The following is a 19,289-nucleotide window of genomic DNA, read 5'->3' as shown; positions in this document are numbered from 1 at the left end:
CGCAGGCGACCACCCCCCCCCCCCCCCCAACCCCCCCCCCCCCCCCCCCTCCCCCCCCCCCCCCACACCCCCCCCCACCCCCCCCCCCCCCCCCCCCCCCCCCCCCCCCCCCCCCCGCTGCCGTGGTTGCGGGTGCGGTGGGGCGGGCGCTCGGGCGCCGGGCGGGCGCCGACGGCACCCGGGGCGCTCAGGCGCGGCGCAGGGCCTGCTCTATCGTCCGCAGGATCTCGGCCGGGGAGGCGTCGGTGCGGGCGACCGCGACCACCACCTCACCCTGCCGCGACACGGTCGCCGCAGGCTCCACCGCGACCCGCGACGGTATCCGGCCCGCGCCGATGCCGCTGCCGAAGGTGGCCTTGATGACGTCGAAGGCGTGGTTGAGCTGCGCCTCCACATCGCCCTTGCCGTCATTGCGCAGCCAGCGCCGCAGGACGTGATTGTGCGCCGCGACCACCGCGGAGGCGGCCACCTCGGCCAGCAGCGGGTCGTCGTCGCCGTCCCGGTGCGCGCCCTCGTCGAAGTGGCCCAGCAGATAACGGGTGAACAGCCGCTCGTACCGGGCCACCGAGGCGATCTCGCGCTCCCGCAGCGTCGGCACCTCGCGGGTCAGCCGGTACCGCTCGACCGACACCTCCGGCATGTACGCGTACATCCGCAGCACCTCGGTGATGCCCCGGCACACCGTGTCCAACGGGTGCTCGTACGGCTCCGCGGAGTCCAGCACCGCCTGCACCCGTACCAGCGTGTCGTCGTGGTCCGGGAAGATCGCCTCTTCCTTGGAGCGGAAGTGCCGGAAGAACGTACGGCGCGCCACCCCGGCCGTCGCCGCGATGTCGTCGACCGTCGTGGCCTCGTAACCCCGCTCGGCGAACAGGTGCATGGCCGCCGACGCGAGGTCCTGGCGCACCCGGTGGCGCTGGGCCGCGGCGCGGCGGCCGTTCGCGGTCTCAGGTGGGTCGGACTTCGCGGGCTGGGACATGTGGGGAACGTAACACGGCGCGGCCCCCCGTCCGGCGGCCGGGGGGAAACGTCCCCAGTCCGCCGGACGACCGCGGTCCGACCTGCGCTCACGCCCGCCGGACGGCGCGCCGCCGGTGTCGGCGCGGCGCTCGGTGCCGTGCCCTGTTCCGCTGCCGGGGCGCGCCTCAGCGCCGGGCATACTCGCGGAAGCCGCGGCCGGTCTTACGGCCCAGGCAGCCCGCGGACACCAGGTGTTCCAGCAGCGGCGCGGGCGCCAGGCCCGGATCGCGGAACTCCTCGTGCAGCACCTGCTCGATCGCCAGCGACACGTCCAGGCCCACCACGTCGAGCAGCTCGAACGGGCCCATCGGATAGCCGCCGCCGAGCTTCATCGCCGCATCGATGTCGTCCACGCTCGCGTAGTGGTCCTGGACCATCTTCACCGCGTTGTTGAGGTACGGGAACAGCAGCGCGTTCACGATGAAACCGGCCCGGTCGCCGCAGTCCACCGCGTGCTTGCGGACCGCGCCGCACACCTGGTGCACCGTCGCCCGCACGTCGTCCGCGGTCAGCACCGTGTGCACGACCTCGACCAGCTTCATCGCGGGCGCCGGGTTGAAGAAGTGCATTCCGACGACGTCCTGCGGGCGTCCGGTGGCCCGCGCGACCGCGACCACCGGCAGCGACGAGGTGGTGGTGGCCAGCACCGCGCCCGGCTTGCAGACCTTGTCGAGCGTCTGGAAGAGCTGCTGCTTGACCGCCAGATCCTCCGCCACCGCCTCCACCACCAGGTCGGCGTCGGCGAAGGAGTCGTACGAACCGGACGGCGACACCCGCGCCACCGCCGCGTCCCGCTGCTCCTGGGTCAGCCGGCCCTTGGTGACCGAGCGGTCCAGCGACTTCGCCAGCCGCGCCACCGCCGATTCCGCCTTCTCCTGGGTACGGGCGGCCACCACGACGTCGAAGCCCGCCTTCGCGAAGACCTCGGCGATACCGGTCGCCATCGTGCCGGAACCCGCGACGCCCACCGCGCGCACCGGCCGCCCGGCCGGCCGGGTGTCCCCGGCGCCCGGAGTCTCCGCGTCCGGCACCACGACCGCGCTGCCCGGCGCCTGGTAGCTGTAGAAACCGCGGCCCGACTTACGGCCCCGCAGCCCGGCCGCCGTGAGCTGCTTGAGCACCGGCGCGGGGGCGTGCAGCCGGTCGTGGGACGCCTCGTACATCGCCTCGAGGACGGTCGTGGCGGTGTCGACGCCGATCAGGTCGAGCAGCGCCAGCGGGCCCATCGGCAGCCCGCAGCCCAGCCGCATCGCCGCGTCGATGTCCTCGCGGGTGGCGTACCGCGCCTCGTACATCGCCGCCGCCTGGTTGAGATAGCCGAACAGCAGGCCGTCGGCGATGAAGCCCGGCCGGTCGCCGACCGGCACCGGCTCCTTGCCGAGGCTCCGCACGAGGGCGGTGACGGCCGCCGTGGTCTCCGGCGACGTCAGGACCGTCGACACGACCTCGACCAGCTTCATGGCGGGCGCGGGCGCGAAGAAGTGCAGCCCCAGCACCCGGTCGGGGCGGGAGGTCTCGGCCGCCAGCCGGGTCACCGACAGGGCGTTCGTGCCGGTCGCCAGGATCGCGTCCGGCTTGGCCAGCCGGTCAAGCTCGGTGAAGACCTCGCGCTTGATGTCGTAGCGCTCGTCGACCACCTCGATCACCAGATCCGCCTCGGCGGCGGCCCGCAGATCGGGGAACGTACGGAAGCGGGCCAGCGCGTCGCCGCGCTCCGCCTCGGTGCTCCGGCCGCGCTCCACGGCGCGCGCCGTGGAACGCTCCAGCGCCGTGACCGCGCGGCGCGCCGCGCTCTGGTCGATGTCGATGCCGATCACCTCGTGACCGGCGCGGGCCATGACCTCGGCGATGCCGGTGCCCATGGTGCCCAGGCCCACGACGGCGACGGTCGCCAGGGGCGCCGCGCTCGCGGCGGGAGGTGAGGATGCGGTCGCTGACGATGAGGGTGTGGACGGACGGTCCATCGCGTGACTCCAGACGCTGGGGAGACCGGAGCGCGCCACGCGCGCACACGGCTGAAGGAGTGAGGTGGAGTCGCGGGCCGGAAGTGCAGGGGTGCGTGCCCGCGCGAAGAGATAGGCGAGCCCTGTCCCGGGGCCGCGCCGCGATGATGCCGAACCGACGAGTGTTCCCGTCCACGGCGGCTGCGTCACCGACCACCGTGCACGTCCCCGAGCGTAACCGGCGAGTAACTTCCCCGCCAGTCCTGTGCCCATGTGATCTGCGCCGCCCCCATCTGAGCGCCCCACCCCCACCGGCCGCTGGCCCGGGAACGACCGATCTGCCCCGCCGGGGCGGTAACGGGCAACTCGGCTCCTACAGTGGGGAGATGGACGTCGAGACCCGTGAACGCCTCGCTCGCAAGCTCACCGCTGTGGGTGAACCGTTGGAGGTGAGGGAGGCGGCCGCCGTGGAGTTGGCGGAAGCGGGAGACCGGCGGGCGTTCGAGACGCTGGCGTTGTTGCTGAACTACCGGGACGAGTCGCGGGCGAGCCGCGCCGCCGAGGCGCTGGCGCGGCTGGCGGACCCGCGGACCGGGCGGGCCGCCGCCGCGCTGGCCACCAACGAACTGCGGGTCGCGTACGCGCTGCCCGCCATCCGCCTCCTGGTCCGAATGCGGGCGCCCGAGGCCGTACCGGCGCTCACCACCACCCTGGAGCGGCTGCTCGCCCGGCCGACCCCCGCGCCCCACGGCCGCATCGCGCTGGCCTGCGTGGAGGGCCTGGGCGCACTGTGCCCGCGGCAGGCGCCCCCCGCCGCCCGGCACGCGCTGCGCGCCGCGACCGCCCACCCGCCACTGGCCCCGGCCGCCCGCGCGGCGCTGGCCGACGCCTAGGGCCTGACGCCTGTCCGGAACCGCGCGAGGTCATAGCAGCGTGAGCTGGGTGTTCTCCGCGGCGGGCCGTGCCGCCGGCACCTGGTCGCCGGACACACCCGCCTCCGGCTCGCCCGGCTTCCGGAAGCGCCGCGTGCCCTCGCGATGCGCGGGCCCGCAGCCGAACTCCGTGGCGAATTCGTGGACTTGGCGGGTGACCCGGCGCTGGTACCACGTCGGGGCGTACGCGCCGCCCGCGTACATCGTCTCGTAGCGCCGTACGAGTTGCGGGTGGTGCCGGCCGAGCCACGCCATGTACCACTCGCGGGCGCCCGGCCGCAGATGGAGGACCAGGGGCGTGATCGAGGCGGCGCCCGCCGAGGCGATGGCGCGGACGGTGGCCCGCAACTGCTCGGGGGAGTCGCTGAGGAAGGGCAGGACGGGCGCCATCAGCACGGTGGGCGGCAGCCCGTTCGCCCGCAGGGTGCGGCAGACCGCCAGCCGGGTCTCGGGGGAAGGCGTACCCGGTTCCACGCTGCGCCACAGCTCGCCGTCGGTGAAGCCGACCGACAGCGCGATGGACACATCGGTGACGCCGGCGGCCTGCCGCAGCAGTTCCAGGTCGCGGAGGATCAGCGAGCCCTTGGTGAGGATCGAGAAGGGGTTGGCGCGGTCGCGCAGCGCGGCGATGATGCCGGGCATCAACTGATACCGGCCCTCCGCGCGCTGGTAGCAGTCCACGTTCGTGCCCATCGCGATGTGCTGGCCCTGCCAGCGCGCCGACGCCAGCTCCCGGCGCAGCAGCTCCGGCGCGTTGGTCTTCACCACGATCTGCGAGTCGAAGTCGATCCCGGTGTCGAGATCGAGATAGCTGTGCGTCTTGCGCGCGAAGCAGTACACGCAGGCGTGGCTGCACCCGCGGTACGGATTGACCGTCCACTCGAAGGGCATGCGGGACGCCCCCGGCACCCGGTTGATGATCGACTTCGCCCGTATCTCGTGGAAGGTGATGCCGCGGAAGCCCGGCGTGTCGAAGGTCCGGGTGACCGCGTCGGCGCCGAACAGCGCGGGCGCGCCACCGGCCGCCGCGTCGTCGCCGCTCAGATGGTCCCAGCGCATCGCGCCCTCCTCCGGTTGTCTCCGGCCGCCCGTCTCCGGTCGCCCGTCCCTCCACAATAGAACACAGATTCGATAAGCGCGTGTGGTTGGCTTGTGCGGCGCGCCGGGAAGGCGCGCGACCTGGCACGGACCTGAGGAGAAGTCATGGCGCTGGTCGAGGCCACCACGGAGCGGATCGTCGACGCGGAGCCGGAGCGGGTGTACGCCGCCGTCGCCGACTACGCGGGCACCCGCGGCCGGGTGCTCCCTGAGCAGTTCAGCGAGTACGAGGTCCGGGAGGGCGGCCACGGCGCGGGCACCGTCGTCCACTGGAAGCTCCAGGCCACCAGCAAGCGGATCCGCGACTGCCTCTTCGACGTCTCCGCGCCCGCCGCGGACACGCTGGTCGAGACCGACCGCAATTCGACGCTCGTGAACACCTGGACGGTCACCCCGTCGGGCGAGGGCCGCAGCAAGGTCGTCGTCGTCACCACCTGGCAGGGCGCGAGCGGCGTCGGCGGTTTCTTCGAGCGCACCTTCGCGCCCAAGGGCCTCGGCCGTATCTACGACGCGCTGCTCGCCTCGCTGGCCGCCGACGTCGAGAAGAAGTGAGGCGCCGAGCGGGATGGCGCCGAGCGGAGTGAAGTGAGGGGAGTGCACCGCGGGGGAGTGAAGTCCCTTACGGTGCCGCTGGTTTCGTGATCGTTCACTGATACGGGTGGTTTCGCGTACTTCCTGAGAATCGTCGCGCTTGCTCGTCGTTGTCGCTTAATGCGGGAAACGGTGGCCAGGCAGGCGCGACGAGGGGAGTGGCAGTGGGTGGCAGCACGCTGATCGAGCGTCCGGCGGCCGTGGACGACGAACGGCCGGGGGAGGGGACCGGGGGCGCGGCCCAGGAGGCGGGCGGCGCCTCGGGACCGCCCGGCGGCAACGGCGCCGCGGTCGACCTCACACCGCGCCGGGTCCGGCTGGTCTTCGTCGGCCTGATGCTGGCGCTGCTGCTGGCCGCGCTCGACCAGATGATCGTGGCCACCGCCCTGCCGAAGATCGTCGGCGAGCTGCACGGCCTCGACAAGATGTCCTGGGTCGTCACCGCCTATCTGCTGGCGTCCACCATCGGACTGCCGATCTACGGCAAGCTCGGCGACCTCTTCGGCCGCAAGATCGTCTTCCAGTTCGCGATCATGACCTTCGTCATCGGCTCCGCGCTGGCGGCATGGTCGCGCACCATGGACGAACTCATCGCCTTCCGCGCCATCCAGGGCATCGGCGGCGGCGGACTGATGATCGGCGTGCAGGCGATCATGGCCGACATCGTGCCGCCGCGGGAACGCGGGCGCTACATGGGCCTGATCGGCGCCGCCTTCGGCCTCGCGTCGGTCGCGGGACCGCTGCTCGGCGGCTTCTTCACCGACCACGCCTCCTGGCGCTGGTGCTTCTCCATCAACGTGCCCTTCGGCCTGGTCACCCTCGTCGTGATCAGCCTCGTGCTGAAACTCCCCAAGCCCGCCGTCCGGCCCCGCCTCGACGTGCTCGGCGCCCTGCTGCTGGCCGTCGGCTCCACCTGCCTGGTGCTCGTCACCACCTGGGGCGGCTCCAAGTACGGCTGGCAGTCCCGGGAGATCCTCGGCCTCGGCGCGGGCGCCGTGGTCAGCGCGCTGCTCTTCGTGCTCGTCGAGCGGTTCGCCGCGGAACCGGTCATCCCCTTGCGGCTGTTCCGCGACGGGGTCTTCAACACCACCGCCCTGATCGGCGGGATCGTCGGCGTCGCCCTGTTCGGCGCGGCCAGCTATCTGCCGACCTTCCTCCAGATGGTCGACGGCGCGAGCGCCACCGGATCGGGGCTCCTCATGCTGCCGATGATGATGGGCGTCGTCCTCGCCTCCATCGTCGGCGGGCAGTTGATCAGCAGGACAGGGCGCTACAAGATCTTCCCGATCATCGGCGGCGCCCTGTCGACGGCCGGCATGTATCTGCTGTCGCTGATGGACGCCGACACCCCGCAGGCCGAGTACAGCGTCTACATGGCCGTACTCGGTCTCGGCATCGGCCTGATGCTGCCCGTGCTGGTGCTCGCCGTGCAGAATTCGGTGCGCCCCACCGACATCGGCGCGGCCACCAGCGCCAACAACTACTTCCGGCAGATCGGCGGTTCGGTCGGCGCGGCCGTCTTCGGCACGCTCTTCGCCGACCGCCTCGCCAAGCGCCTCGCGGTCGAACTCCCCAAGGGCGCCCACCTGCCCGACGCCCAGTCGGTCACCCCCCAACTGGTCCGCACACTCCCCGCGGCTGTGCGCGACGGGTACGTCAACGCGTACGCCGAGGCCATGCCGCGGATCTTCCTCTACCTGGTGCCGGTGCTCGCGCTCGGCTTCCTCTTCGCCTTCCTCCTCAAGGAGAAACCCCTGGTGACCCAGCACGGCCCCGCTTCCCCGACGACCACGTACGACGGCGACACCGCCACCGACACCCTCACCGGCGCCGACGGCGCGCCCGGCTTCACCGTGACCGACTCGGCCGTGCCGGGCGCCCGCAAGAGCTACGCGGGCGGTGTGCCCGTGTGCGGCACCGTCCAGCACTCCGACGGCAGTTCCGTCGGCCGCGCCGCGCTCACCCTGATCGACGTCACGGGACGGCAGATCGGCCGCGGCGCGACCACCGAGGACGGCCGGTACGCGCTGAGCACCCCGGGCAGCGGCAGCTATGTGCTGATCGCCGCCGCGGGCGGCCACCAGCCACAGGCCGTCAGCATCACCGTCGCCGACCGCCCGGTCGAACTCGACGTGGTGCTCGGCGGCGCCGGACGCCTGGCGGGCGCCGTGCGCACCGCGGACGGCACCCCGGTCAGGGACGCCATCGTGACCCTGACCGACATCCGCGGCGACGTCGTGGCCACCTCCCGCAGCGGACGCGAAGGCGCCTACGTCCTGAGCGAGTTGGTGGCGGGCGAGTACACGCTGGCGGCCAGCGCGCCCGCCTTCAGGCCCGCCGCGCTGCCGGTGTCGGTGCAGGCGTCGCGGGAGACCCGGCAGGACGTGGAGCTGGCGGGCGGCGCGGTGCTGCGCGGGACCGTACGCGCCCCCGGCGGGCGGCTGGTCGAGGACGCGCGGGTCACGCTGCTGGACGCGGCGGGCAATGTCGTGGACTCGGTCACCACCGGCCCCGACGGGCACTTCCGCTTCGTGGACCTCGCCGCCGGTGAGTACACGGTGATCGCCGCCGGTTACCCGCCGGTCGCCACCGTCCTCCAGGTCGCGGGCGGCGGCAGGACCGAGCGGGACCTCCAGCTCGGACACGCCGACTAGGGCCTGTCCGGCGGATACGTCGGTCACGCCGGATACGTCGGTCACGCCGACGAGGACCGTGCCGCCTCCGTACCCGCCGTGGACGCGCGGCCGTATCCACCGCCGTACGGAACGGGCAGTGACCCTTACTCCACAAGAGTGAGGGTCACTGCCCGTTGCCGTTCCCGGTCACCGCGGCCGTCGGGCGCCGGTCGGCCGGTCGGACAGTCGGCCGTTCAGGTCGGACAGTCGGCCGTTCAGCGCCCGGCCGGTGCCGCGCCGTCCGGCCTGCCGCTGCCGTCCACGTCGTTCTTGTTGCACTGCGTGCCGCGGATCAGCGCGTACGTGCCGCCGATCCGGTACGTGCCGGGCGAGGGCGCGTACAGCCGCGTCCAGTCGCCGTCCTGGATGAGACAGCCGTGCTTGTTGTCGTTGGCGCCCTCGATGCCCAGCACCGGCGACCACGGGATGCGCAGGATCACCGAGCCGCTGGTCGGCATCGTCACGGTCAGCTCGGCCGGACTCGCCTCGTCCACGATCGCGGGCGGATCGGCCAGCGGATCGGCGTTCGCGACCCTGTAGAGCTTCCAGTAGTCGTCGTGCCAGACCGGCGTCAGCCAGCTCTGGCCCGCCGCCACGATCTTCGCCTCGGCCACCGCCGCGCCGTCCGGGGTGTCCGACGGCAGCACCACGTATCCGACGCTCCAGCGCTGGAGCCACTGCCGGTAGGTCTCCGCGGTCAGCGTGCCGTCGTAGAAGAGCGGATTGCGCTCGACGTCCGCCTGCCGGTTCCAGCCGCGCGCCAGGTTGACGTGCGGGGCCAGGCCCGACGCCTCCCAGTGCGAGCGCAGCGGTACGACCTCGACCCGGCCCTTGTCCGCGCGCACCTTGGTGAGCTGCGCGATCAGCGGCGCCGCGTGCTCGACCGTGGACGAGGGCGCCGAGGTGTTCACCAGGTCCACCACGGGCTTGGAGATCTGCCAGCCCGCGACGCCCAGGAAGGCCAGGTAGAGCATCAGCGCCATCCGGCCGCCCCTGGTCCACGCCATGGCCACGATCAGCAGCACGGTGCCGCCGAACAGCAGGGCCAGCCGCTCCACATTGCTGCCGATCGGCGACGGGATGACGTACGTCAGCGCGACACCGGCCGCGTAGATCCAGCTGCCGACGCGTACGACGCGCCATTCGCGCGGCACCACCAGGGCGATCGCCACGGCCGTGGCGAAGGGGATGATGGCGAAGAACCACTTGAAGGGCTGCACCCCGTAGAAGGGGAAGAGCAGCGAGGTCGCGCCGACCACCAGGGGCGGGCAGACCGCCATCACATACGCGTCCTTGCGGCGCCCGGTGAGGAACAGCGCCGCCGCGACCACCAGGATGAAGAGCCCCGCTACCGGGCTGCACATGGTGGCCAGCGCGCCCATCAGCGTGGCGGTCAGCACCCGCGGGGTGCGGCGCGCGCCTACCGGCGGGTCGGTGGGGAACAGCAGCAGCGTGGCGATCAGACCGAAGAGGACGCCCAGCGCGAAGGTGACCCGCCCGGAGAGCACGTCACCCCAAAGAGCGAACGCCGTCCACAGCGCGGGCAGCATCGGGCGCTTGATCCGGGCCCGGATCAGCAGTAGCGTCGCCGCCGTCGTGGACAAGGTGCCCGCGATCACGGCGGTGGTCCGCACCCCGAGCCCGGCCATGATGTACGGCGACAGAATGCTGTACGACGCGGGGTGCATGCCGCCGTACCAGGACAGGTTGTACGAGGCGGAGGGGTGGGCCCTTATGAAGTCCGTCCAGGCGTACTGCGCGGCCATGTCGCCGGAGTCCTTGGCCAGGAAATAGGCCCAGATCACATGCAGGACCGCGGCGAGCACCGTGGCGGCCACGACAGGATTGCGCAGGTCGACCCGCCGGAAAAGGGCCCCCGGTCCCCTCATGGCGGTCCAGCGCGCAGGCTGCCAGGTGGTCACGTGGCCTCTTCCAGTCGCGGATGCGGTGCGCCCCGGCCGGCATCCCTTCCGGCGAGGGGGTCGAACTCCACCGACGTGAGAGAGTTCGAACAGAGGGTTTGGACGCTAGCACGGGCAGTTTGGTTGCTCGCGCGCGGGCGTGCGCCCGGATTCGTACTTTCCCTCCCCTGGCACCCGGACCGGTCGTACCGTGGTTAACGGCATCGTAGATCTTGTGCCGGGGCGGTTCCCACCGCACTCCGGCCCCGGACCGCGGGGCCGAGGGAAGGAGCCCGACGAACCATGGACCGCCGTCAACCGCCGGAGCCGTCCGGACGTATCCCGCTCGCGGTGATCGTCGTGGACGCCGCCGGGCTGGTGTCGCACTGGAGTATGGGTGCGCGCCGGCTGTTCGGCTGGACACGGGAAGAGGCCGTCGGGCGGAACGCGCTCGACCTCTTACCGGTGGGCGGCGCACTCGACGTGCCCCCGGACGCGGCCCCGGGCGGCGGCACGGCGGGCACCGCGTACCCGTACGACGTCACCGGGCCCGACCTGGAGTCCTCGCTGGCCGGTGCCAGCTCCTACCCGACGGCGGGTCGCGCCCGGTTGTACGACTGCGTGCGGCGCACGGACGCCGACGGGGACGGGCGTATCCCCCTGGACGTGCTGTGGTGGGCCTACCCGCTGGTCGGTCCGGGCCCCGAGCGGCTGCTCGTGCTGGCCACCGACGCCTCCTCAGCGGCCGGTTCCTCCGCCGCTGCCGGGACGCCCTCCGCGATGACCGACCCCGACGCGGCGGCGACCGACAGGTCGGGGGCGGCGGACTGCTCGGAGCGGATAGCGCCCGGCTTCGCGCTGCACACCGAATTCCCCGGCTCCGACCAGCTCGCCAGGCAACTGCCCGAGATCCTGCCGAGCATGAATCCGCTGGAGAGCGGGCGGATCGTGGCGCAGGTGCTGGAACTGGGCTATCCGGTGCTGGAGATAAGCCAGCACGACCGGGTGCCGGTCACCCCGGACTGGGGCGTGCCGCGCCGGGCCGAGCGGCAGGCCAGACGGCGCGCCGCCGAGGCCGCCGCGGCGGCCGACCCGCGGGCCGTCCCGGCCGACGAGTTGGCGCCCGACCTCGAATACGCGGCGGTCCGCGAACACCTCGAATTCCTCAACGAGGTGAGCGGCCGGATCGGCACCTCGCTCGATCTGGCCAGGACCATTCAGGAAGTCAGCGCGGCCGTCGTGCCGCGCTTCACTGATGTTGCGGGCACATATCTGCGCGAGCAGGTGCTTGCGGGTGAGGGCTTCCCCGACGGGCCGCCCGATGTCACCACCATGTGGTACCGCGTGGCGGTCGAGCACACCGATGAACCGGGCCGCTGGGACGACGTGGTGCCGGTCGGCGAGTCCATGCCCTTCCCCGCGCAGACGCCGTTCTTCCAGTGCATGACCACCGGCGACCCGGTGCTCGTGCCGCGGATCAGCGAGCCGATGGGCAACGCGATCGCCGCGCAGTTCCCCAAGCGCGACATCAGCCCGCTGATCAACAACCGCTCGATGCTCGTCGTCCCGCTGAAGGCGCGCGATGTGGTGCTGGGCTTCATGATCCTGCTGCGCCACCGCGAGCGGGCGGTGTTCAACGACATGGACCGCGTGACGGGCGCGGAACTGGCCGCCCGCGCCGGGCTCGTCCTCGACAACGCGCGCATGTACACGTATCAGGAGAATGTCGCCGACACCCTCCAGGACAGCATGCTGCCGCACATCGCGCCGCGGATGCCGGGGTGTGACGTGGCGACCCGCTACCTGCCGGGCGAGCGGCTGGGCCGGGTCGGCGGCGACTGGTTCGACAGCATCAAGCTGCCCGGCTCGCGGCTGGCGCTGGTGGTCGGCGACGTGATGGGCCACGGGCTGAACTCGGCCGCGATGATGGGCCAGTTCCGTACCGCCGTGCAGACCATGGCCGGGCTCGACATGCCACCGGCCCAACTGCTGCGCAATCTGGACGACCTGGCGCAGCGGCTCGGCGAGCAGTATCTGGCGACCTGCCTCTACGCGGTCTACGACCCGGTCGAGTCCGATCTGCTGATCGCCAACGCGGGACACATCCCGCCGGTGCTGGTCCGCGCCGTCGACGGCCGCAGCGAGCTGCTCGACGTGCCCACGGGCGCGCCGCTGGGCGTCGGCGGGGTGCCGTTCGAGACGGTACGGGTGCCGGTCGCGCCCGGCGACCGGCTCATCCTGTGCACCGACGGCCTGGTGGAGGTGCGCGGCCAGGACATCGGCACCGGTCTGGCCGCGCTGTGCGAGAGCGCCGCGCACCCGGCCGCGTCGATGGACGACGCCTGCGACACGATCATCCGCGCGCTCAACCCGCGCGGCGGTCGCAAGGACGACGTGGCGCTGCTGATGGCCCGGCTCAACGGCATCCCGCGGCACGACGTGATGACCTGGGAGCTGGAGCCGGACCCGCGCGAGGTGGCGCGGGCCCGCCGCCTGGTCCGCGAGACGCTGCTCGGCTGGGACCTGGCGGAGATGTCGGAGACGGCGGAGCTGCTGGTCGGCGAGGTGGTCACCAACGCGGTGCGGCACGCGCACACCCGGCGGATCGGGCTGCGGCTCGTCCGCGCGGGCGCGCTGCTGTGCGAGGTGACCGACGACGACCACGCCGTCCCCGTCCTGCTGAGCGCCGGGCCCGACGACGAGGGCGGGCGCGGCATGCGGATCGTCAGCAGGCTCGCCCGCGAGTGGGGCACCAGCCGCTTCGCGCAGGGCAAGTCCGTCTGGTTCGAGCAGCCGCTGCCGGGCCGGAGCCGCTGATCCCGCCGGCGCGGTCGGTTCCGTCCGAGGCGTTCAATACGCCGCTGCCGTCGGTTCCGTCCGTGCCGTCGGTTCCGTCCGTGGCGTCGATGACGTCGGCGCCGTCGATTCCGCCCGGGCCGTTGACTCCGAAGTGACGGTCCGGTAGCTCCTGATGCGGGCACGGTCGGCGGCCGTGCCTGTGCCTTTTCTACGATCGCGGTCCTGGGGAGTGGTGAGTACGCGTGAACGTGTCCAGCGGGTATGAGCAGGCGTGGGAGAGTTTCTGGCAGGACGCGCCCCACGAGCCCGGCGGAGTCTTCTGGGACTGCGACCCCGAGCTCGCGGCGGAACAGCACTACCCGCACTTCCGGGCGTACTTCGACCCCGGCCTTCCGGTGGTGGACCTCGGCTGCGGGAACGGGACGCAGACCCGCTTCCTGGCCGAGCGGTACGACCGGGTGGTCGGCGTGGACCTCTCGCGGGAGGCGATCGACCGGGCCAGGCGCGACGATCCGCACGGGGTGGCGGAGTACCAGCGGCTGGACGCGGTGGACACCGACGCGGTGGAGCGGCTGCACGAGGAGATCGGCGACGCCAACGTCTACATGCGCGGGGTGCTGCACCAGTGCGAGCCGGAGGACCGCGGGCGGCTGGCGGACGGCATAGCGGTGCTCACCGGGCACCGCGGCCGGGCCTTCGCGCTGGAGCTGGCGGAGGCGGCCAAGCCGGTGCTGATGGGGCTCGCGCAGGGGCCCTCCGGGCCGCCGCAGAAGCTCGGGGCGATCTTCGCGCACGGCATCGCGCCCGGCGAGGTGTCGGACGCGGCGCTGCCCGGATTCTTCCGGGCCGCCGGGCTCGAAGTGCTGGCCGACGGTGAACAGCCCCTGGTGACAACGGAGTTCAGGGTGGACGGGACACGCATAGAGATACCGTCGAAATGGCTGGTGGCGGGCCGTACCGGCTGATTCCCCCACCCGCTTCACTGGTCTGGACCACTGAAGTTATCCACAGGCCGGGCCCGGCCCTGGTGCGCCCTCCGGCCGCCGCGTAACGTGACGCAACATGAAGATCCTGATCTCGGCGGACATGGAAGGCGCGACGGGTGTCACCTGGCCCGCCGACGTGCTGCCCGGCAGCGAGCAGTGGCAGCGCTGCCGCCATATGTTCACCTCCGACGTCAACGCCGCCGTCGCGGGCTTCTACGACGGCGGCGCGGACGAGGTGCTGGTCAACGAGGCGCACTGGACCATGCGCAATCTCCTGCTGGAGAAGCTGGACGAGCGCGCCCAGATGCTCACCGGCCGCCACAAGGACCTGTCCATGGTCGAGGGCGTCCAGCACGGAGACGTGGACGGCATCGCCTTCGTCGGCTACCACACCGGCGCCGGGACCGAGGGCGTCCTCGCCCACACCTACCTCGCCAACTCCATCACCGGCGTGTGGGTCAACGGCGTCGCCGCCAGCGAGGGCAGGCTCAACGCGCTGGTCGTCGCCGAGTACGGCGTCCCCGTGGTGCTGGTGACCGGCGACGACAGGACCGGGATCGACGCCGAGGGGTACGCGCCGCAGGCCCGTACCGTCGCGGTGAAGGACTACGTGTCGCGTTACGCGGCCGTCTGCCGCCCGCCCGCGCGCACCGCCGCCGACATCAGGGCCGCCGCCAAGGACGCCGCGGCGCTGGCCGTGCGCCACGAGCCCGCGCAGGCCGGGCCCTTCACCGTCGAGCTGGAATTCGACGCCGTCCACCTGGCCGGGGCCGCCACCGTGGTGCCCGGCGTGGAGCGGACGGGGGAGCGGCGTGTCGCCTACACGCTGCCCACGATGTACGAGGGCATCAGGGCCTTCAAGGCGGTCACCACACTCGTGTCGCAAGCGGTGGAGGAGCAGTATGGCTGAGCGGACCGCCGAGCGAGACGTCCGGCACGACGCCGTGGACGCGCGGGCACTCGACGAGGTCGTGACCTTCACGTCCGACCTCATCAGGATCGACACCACCAACCGCGGCGGCGGCGACGGCAACGAACGGCCCGCCGCCGAATACGTCGCCCAGCAGCTCTCCGACGCCGGGATCGCAGCGCAGATCGTGGAATCGGCGCCCGGCCGCGCCAACGTGCTCGCCCGGATCGCGGGCAGCGACCCGGCCGCCGACGCGCTGCTCGTCCACGGCCACCTGGACGTCGTGCCCGCCGAGGCCGCCGACTGGACCGTGCACCCCTTCTCCGGCGAGATCAGGGACGGCGTCGTCTGGGGCCGCGGCGCCATCGACATGAAGAACATGGACGCGATGGTGCTCGCCACCGTCCGCGCCTGGGCCCGTACCGGACACCGCCCCACCCGCGACATCGTGCTCGCCTTCACCGCCGACGAGGAGGACAGCGCCTCCTACGGCTCCGGCTTCCTCACCGAGAAGCACGCCGACTTCTTCGAGGGCTGCACCGAAGGCATCAGCGAATCCGGCGCCTTCACCTTCCACGCCAGCGACGACCTGCGGATCTATCCCGTCGCCGCGGGCGAGCGCGGCACCGCCTGGCTCAAGCTCACCGCACACGGCAAGGCGGGCCACGGCTCCAAGGTCAACCGGGACAACGCGGTCAGCCGACTGGCCGCCGCCATCGCCCGGATCGGCGAGTACGACTGGCCCGTCCGCCTCACCGCCACCGTCACCGCCGCGCTCACCGAACTGGCCGCGCTCTACGGCGTCCCCGCCGACCAGGCCGCCCTGGACGACGTCGACACCCTCCTCGAACGGCTCGGCGCGGCGGCCGACCTGGTCAGGCCCACCGTCCGCAACAGCGCCAACCCGACGATGCTGCAAGCCGGTTACAAGGTCAACGTGATCCCCGGCTCCGCCACCGCCTACGTCGACGGACGCATGCTGCCCGGCGCCGAGGACGAGTTCGCCGCCACCATGGACCGGCTCACAGGACCCGACGTCGACTGGGAGTTCCACCACCGCGAGATCCCGCTCCAGGCCCCGGTCGACTCCCCGACCTACGCCGCGATGCGCGAGTCGCTGGAACACTTCGACCCGCAGGCGCACGTCGTGCCCTACTGCATGTCCGGCGGCACCGACGCCAAGCAGTTCTCCCGGCTCGGCATCACCGGCTACGGCTTCTCACCGCTGCGGCTGCCCCCCGGCTTCGACTACCAGGCGCTCTTCCACGGCGTGGACGAGCGAGTGCCCGTCGACGCGCTGCACTTCGGCGTCCACGTCCTCGACCGCTTCCTGCGCGCCACGGGAACGGAGGCCGGAGCGTGACCACGACCACCGGGAGCACCACCCCGCACGGCGCCTGGCCCTCACCCGTCGACGCCACCACGGCCGCCGCACACGACGGCAGCCCCGAATTCGTCGGCATCGTCGGCGACGACGTCTGGTGGACCGCGCCCCGCCCCGCCGAAGGGGGCCGCCGCGCGCTGATCCGCCGCAGGCCCGACGGCACCGAGGAATGCCCGCTGCCCGCACCGTGGAACGTCCGCAGCCGCGTCATTGAATACGGCGGCACCCCCTGGGCGGGCGCCGTCGTGGACGGCGCCCCGCTGGTGGTCTTCGCCAACTTCGCCGACCAGCGGCTCTACGCCTTCCGCCCCGACGAGCCGCGGACCCCGCCGCGCCCGCTGACCCCGGTCGGCGCCGTCGGCGGCGGACTGCGCTGGGCCGACCTGACACTGCACCGCGAGCGCGGTGAGGTCTGGGGAGTCCTGGAGGAGTTCACCGGCGACAAGCCCACCGACGTACGCCGCGTGCCCGCCGCCGTACCGCTCGACGGCTCCGCCGCCGACGACCGCGCGGCCGTACGCGAACTCGCCCCCGCCACGCACCGGTTCGTCACGGGACCGCGCCTGTCGCCCGACGGCACGCGGGCCGCCTGGACCGCCTGGGACCACCCGCTGATGCCCTGGGACGGCACCGAACTGCGGATCGCCGACGTCACCGCCGACGGCACCTTCACCGCCGCCCGCACCCTGATCGGCGGCCCCGAGGAATCGGTCACCCAGGTCGGCTGGGCGGCCGACGGCACCCTGCTCGCCGCCACCGACCGCACCGGCTGGTGGAATCTGCACCGCGTCGACCCGGCCACCGGCGAAGCCGTCAACCTCTGCGCACGCCAGGAGGAATTCGGCAACGCGCTGTGGAAACTCGGCCACCACTGGTTCGCCCCGCTCGACGACGGCCTGATCGCCGTCCTGCACGGCGTCGGCGCCCTGCGGCTCGGCCTGCTCGACCCCGCCACCGGCGAGGTCACCGACGCGCCCGGGCACTGGACCGAGTGGAATGCGACCCTCGCCGCGTCCGGCAGCCGCGTCATCGGCGTCGCGGGCAGCGCCCGCACCTCGTACGAACTGGTCGAGCTGGACGTCAAGACCGGCCGCACCCGCGTCATCGGCAGCGCGCACCACGACACGGTCGACCCCGCCTACGTGCCCGACGCCCTGGCCAGGACGTTCACTGGCCCCGGCGGGCGCGAGGTGCACGCGCAGGTCTACCCGCCGCGCAATCCGCTGGTCACCGCCGAGGGACCCGCGCCCTACGTCATCTGGGTGCACGGCGGACCCACCAGCCGCGCCGCGATGGTCCTCGACCTGGAGATCGCCTACTTCACCTCCCGCGGCATCGGCGTCGCCGAGGTCAACTACGGCGGCTCCACCGGTTACGGCCGCGCCTACCGTAACCGGCTGCGCGAACAGTGGGGCGTGGTGGACGTCGAGGACTGCGCCGCCGTCGCCGAGGGGCTGGTCGCCGAAGGCGTCGCCGACCCCGCGCGGCTGGCCATCCGCGGCGGCAGCGCCGGCGGCTGGACCAGCGCCGCGGCCCTGACCACCACCGACACCTACGCCTGCGGCACCGTCATCTACCCGATCCTCGACCTGCGCGGCTGGTCGCGGGAGGGCGGGGAGACGCACGACTTCGAGTCGGAGTACCTGGAGTCGCTGATCGGGCCGCTCGACGAGGTGCCCGAGCGCTACCGCGACCGCTCACCAGTCCACCACGGCGACCGGATAGACGTGCCGTTCCTGCTGCTCCAGGGCCTGGACGACGTGATCTGCCCGCCCGTGCAGTGCGAGCGGTTCCTGGAGGCCGTCGCCGGACGCGACATCCCGCACGCGTATCTGACCTTCGAGGGCGAGAGCCACGGCTTCCGCCGCCTGGACACCATGGTCACCTGCCTGGAGGCCGAACTCGCCCTCTACGGCCAGGTCTTCGGCTTCACGCCGGAGGGCGTCGCGCCGCTGGAGCTGCACACATGACGGAGAGTTCTACGGCTGCCTCCTCCGCTTCCGCCGCCGACGCCTCTGCCGGACGGGGCTCCGGGGGCGGACCGCGGCAGGCGGCCGACCCGGTCGGCGGGCCGGTGCCCGCGCTGATCCGCCCCCGGCGGCTGGCGCCCGGCGACCGGATCGGCGTCGTGGCGCCCAGCGGCCCCGTACCGCGCGAACGCCTCGACGCGGGCCTCGACATCCTGCGGAGCTGGGACCTCGACCCCGTCGTGGCACCGCACGTCCTGGACGACCACCCCTCCGGCTACCTCGCGGGCACCGACCGGGCCCGCGCCGACGACCTCCAACAGGCGTGGTGCGACCCGTCGTTGGCTGCCGTGCTGTGCGCCCGCGGCGGCTACGGCGCGCAGCGCATGGTCGACCTGCTCGACTGGGACGCCATGGGCGCGGCCACACCCAAGGCGTTCATCGGCTACAGCGACATCACCGCGCTCCACGAGGCGTTCGCGACCCGGCTCGGCCTGGCCACGCTGCACGGCCCGATGGCGGCGACCGAGACCTTCCTCAAGGACGGCCCCACCCAGGACCACCTGCGGCGCACCCTCTTCACGCCCGACGAGACCCTGACGCCCACCTCCCCGACCGCCCGCACCCTCGTACCGGGCCGCGCGGCCGGGGTCACCCTCGGCGGGTGCGTCAGCCTGCTCGCCTCCGACCTCGGCACCCCGTACTCCCGCCCGTCCGCCGCGGGCGGCATCCTCGTCCTGGAGGACATCGGCGAGGAGCCGTACCGACTCGACCGCATCCTCACCCAACTCCTGCGCTCCGGCTGGCTCGACGGCGTCGCCGGAATCGTCCTCGGCTCCTGGCAGGACTGCGGCCCGTACCCCGCCGTCCGGTCCCTGATGACCGACCTCCTCGGCGGCCTCGGCGTACCGATCGTCGAGGAATTCGGCTTCGGCCACTGCGAGTCCACGCTGACCGTGCCGCTCGGGGTGCCCGCGGTGCTGGACGCGGACGCGGCGACGCTCACGTACGAGGTGCCCGCGCTCGTGTGAGGCGGCGCGGGGAGTTCTTACGGAGCGCTGACGCCCCGGCCGGGCCCGGTCC

Annotated in this window: 13 protein-coding genes; 9 read left to right on the top strand and 4 right to left on the bottom strand. The window is 72.7% G+C overall.

Annotated features, from left to right (window positions below; genetic code table 11):
* Positions 1–187: 187 nt before the first annotated feature.
* A complete protein-coding gene (locus tag ACZ37P_RS12400) occupies positions 188–979 on the bottom strand; it encodes a TetR family transcriptional regulator (protein WP_355339147.1) in 792 nt (263 codons plus the stop codon).
* Positions 980–1,145: 166 nt separating this feature from the next.
* Positions 1,146–2,984 (bottom strand): 3-hydroxyacyl-CoA dehydrogenase family protein, encoded by a 1,839-nt coding sequence (locus ACZ37P_RS12395; RefSeq protein ID WP_391049544.1) that lies wholly within the window; start codon positions 2,982–2,984, stop codon positions 1,146–1,148.
* Between the two features lie 272 nt (positions 2,985–3,256).
* On the opposite strand from ACZ37P_RS12395, the gene ACZ37P_RS12390 reads away from it, so the two are divergent.
* Entirely contained in the window at positions 3,257–3,856 is a 600-nt protein-coding gene (locus ACZ37P_RS12390) for an adenylosuccinate lyase (RefSeq protein WP_467346553.1), read from the top strand.
* 30 nt (positions 3,857–3,886) lie between these two features.
* Here the strand turns inward: ACZ37P_RS12390 and ACZ37P_RS12385 are convergent, their stop codons facing one another.
* Entirely contained in the window at positions 3,887–4,954 is a 1,068-nt protein-coding gene (locus tag ACZ37P_RS12385; protein WP_467346334.1) for an Rv2578c family radical SAM protein, read from the bottom strand.
* 144 nt (positions 4,955–5,098) lie between these two features.
* Here ACZ37P_RS12385 and ACZ37P_RS12380 point away from each other — a divergent pair, with 144 nt between their 5' ends.
* Positions 5,099–5,545 (top strand): SRPBCC family protein, encoded by a 447-nt coding sequence (locus ACZ37P_RS12380; RefSeq protein ID WP_355339159.1) that lies wholly within the window; start codon positions 5,099–5,101, stop codon positions 5,543–5,545.
* Between the two features lie 203 nt (positions 5,546–5,748).
* Positions 5,749–8,238 (top strand): MFS transporter, encoded by a 2,490-nt coding sequence (locus tag ACZ37P_RS12375; protein ID WP_467346332.1) that lies wholly within the window; start codon positions 5,749–5,751, stop codon positions 8,236–8,238.
* 236 nt (positions 8,239–8,474) lie between these two features.
* Here ACZ37P_RS12375 and ACZ37P_RS12370 read toward each other — a convergent pair whose 3' ends face one another.
* A complete protein-coding gene (locus tag ACZ37P_RS12370; protein WP_355339162.1) occupies positions 8,475–10,181 on the bottom strand; it encodes an MFS transporter in 1,707 nt (568 codons plus the stop codon).
* Positions 10,182–10,463: 282 nt separating this feature from the next.
* Here ACZ37P_RS12370 and ACZ37P_RS12365 point away from each other — a divergent pair, with 282 nt between their 5' ends.
* The 6 genes from ACZ37P_RS12365 to ACZ37P_RS12340 all read left to right on the top strand — a co-directional run bounded on the left by ACZ37P_RS12365 (position 10,464) and on the right by ACZ37P_RS12340 (position 19,237).
* The gene (locus ACZ37P_RS12365; RefSeq protein ID WP_467346330.1) at positions 10,464–12,977 is read left to right on the top strand and encodes a SpoIIE family protein phosphatase; all 2,514 of its coding nucleotides are present in this window, start codon (positions 10,464–10,466) and stop codon (positions 12,975–12,977) included.
* Positions 12,978–13,201: 224 nt separating this feature from the next.
* On the top strand, positions 13,202–13,924 hold the full coding sequence (locus ACZ37P_RS12360) for a class I SAM-dependent methyltransferase (RefSeq protein WP_355339168.1): 723 nt from the start codon (positions 13,202–13,204) through the stop codon (positions 13,922–13,924).
* A 97-nt stretch (positions 13,925–14,021) separates the two neighbouring features.
* On the top strand, positions 14,022–14,855 hold the full coding sequence (locus ACZ37P_RS12355) for a M55 family metallopeptidase (RefSeq protein WP_188281247.1): 834 nt from the start codon (positions 14,022–14,024) through the stop codon (positions 14,853–14,855).
* A complete protein-coding gene (locus ACZ37P_RS12350; protein WP_391049556.1) occupies positions 14,848–16,218 on the top strand; it encodes a M20/M25/M40 family metallo-hydrolase in 1,371 nt (456 codons plus the stop codon). Before ACZ37P_RS12355 ends, ACZ37P_RS12350 begins: the two co-directional genes overlap by 8 nt.
* On the top strand, positions 16,215–18,209 hold the full coding sequence (locus tag ACZ37P_RS12345; protein ID WP_467346327.1) for a prolyl oligopeptidase family serine peptidase: 1,995 nt from the start codon (positions 16,215–16,217) through the stop codon (positions 18,207–18,209). Before ACZ37P_RS12350 ends, ACZ37P_RS12345 begins: the two co-directional genes overlap by 4 nt.
* Before the next feature lie 104 nt (positions 18,210–18,313).
* The gene (locus ACZ37P_RS12340) at positions 18,314–19,237 is read left to right on the top strand and encodes a S66 peptidase family protein (protein WP_355339518.1); all 924 of its coding nucleotides are present in this window, start codon (positions 18,314–18,316) and stop codon (positions 19,235–19,237) included.
* Positions 19,238–19,289: the final 52 nt, after the last annotated feature.

Source organism: Streptomyces sp. NPDC024632, assembly GCF_055559175.1.
Note: the sequence above shows the minus strand (reverse complement) of the source record. Positions and strands in the feature narration are given on the sequence as shown.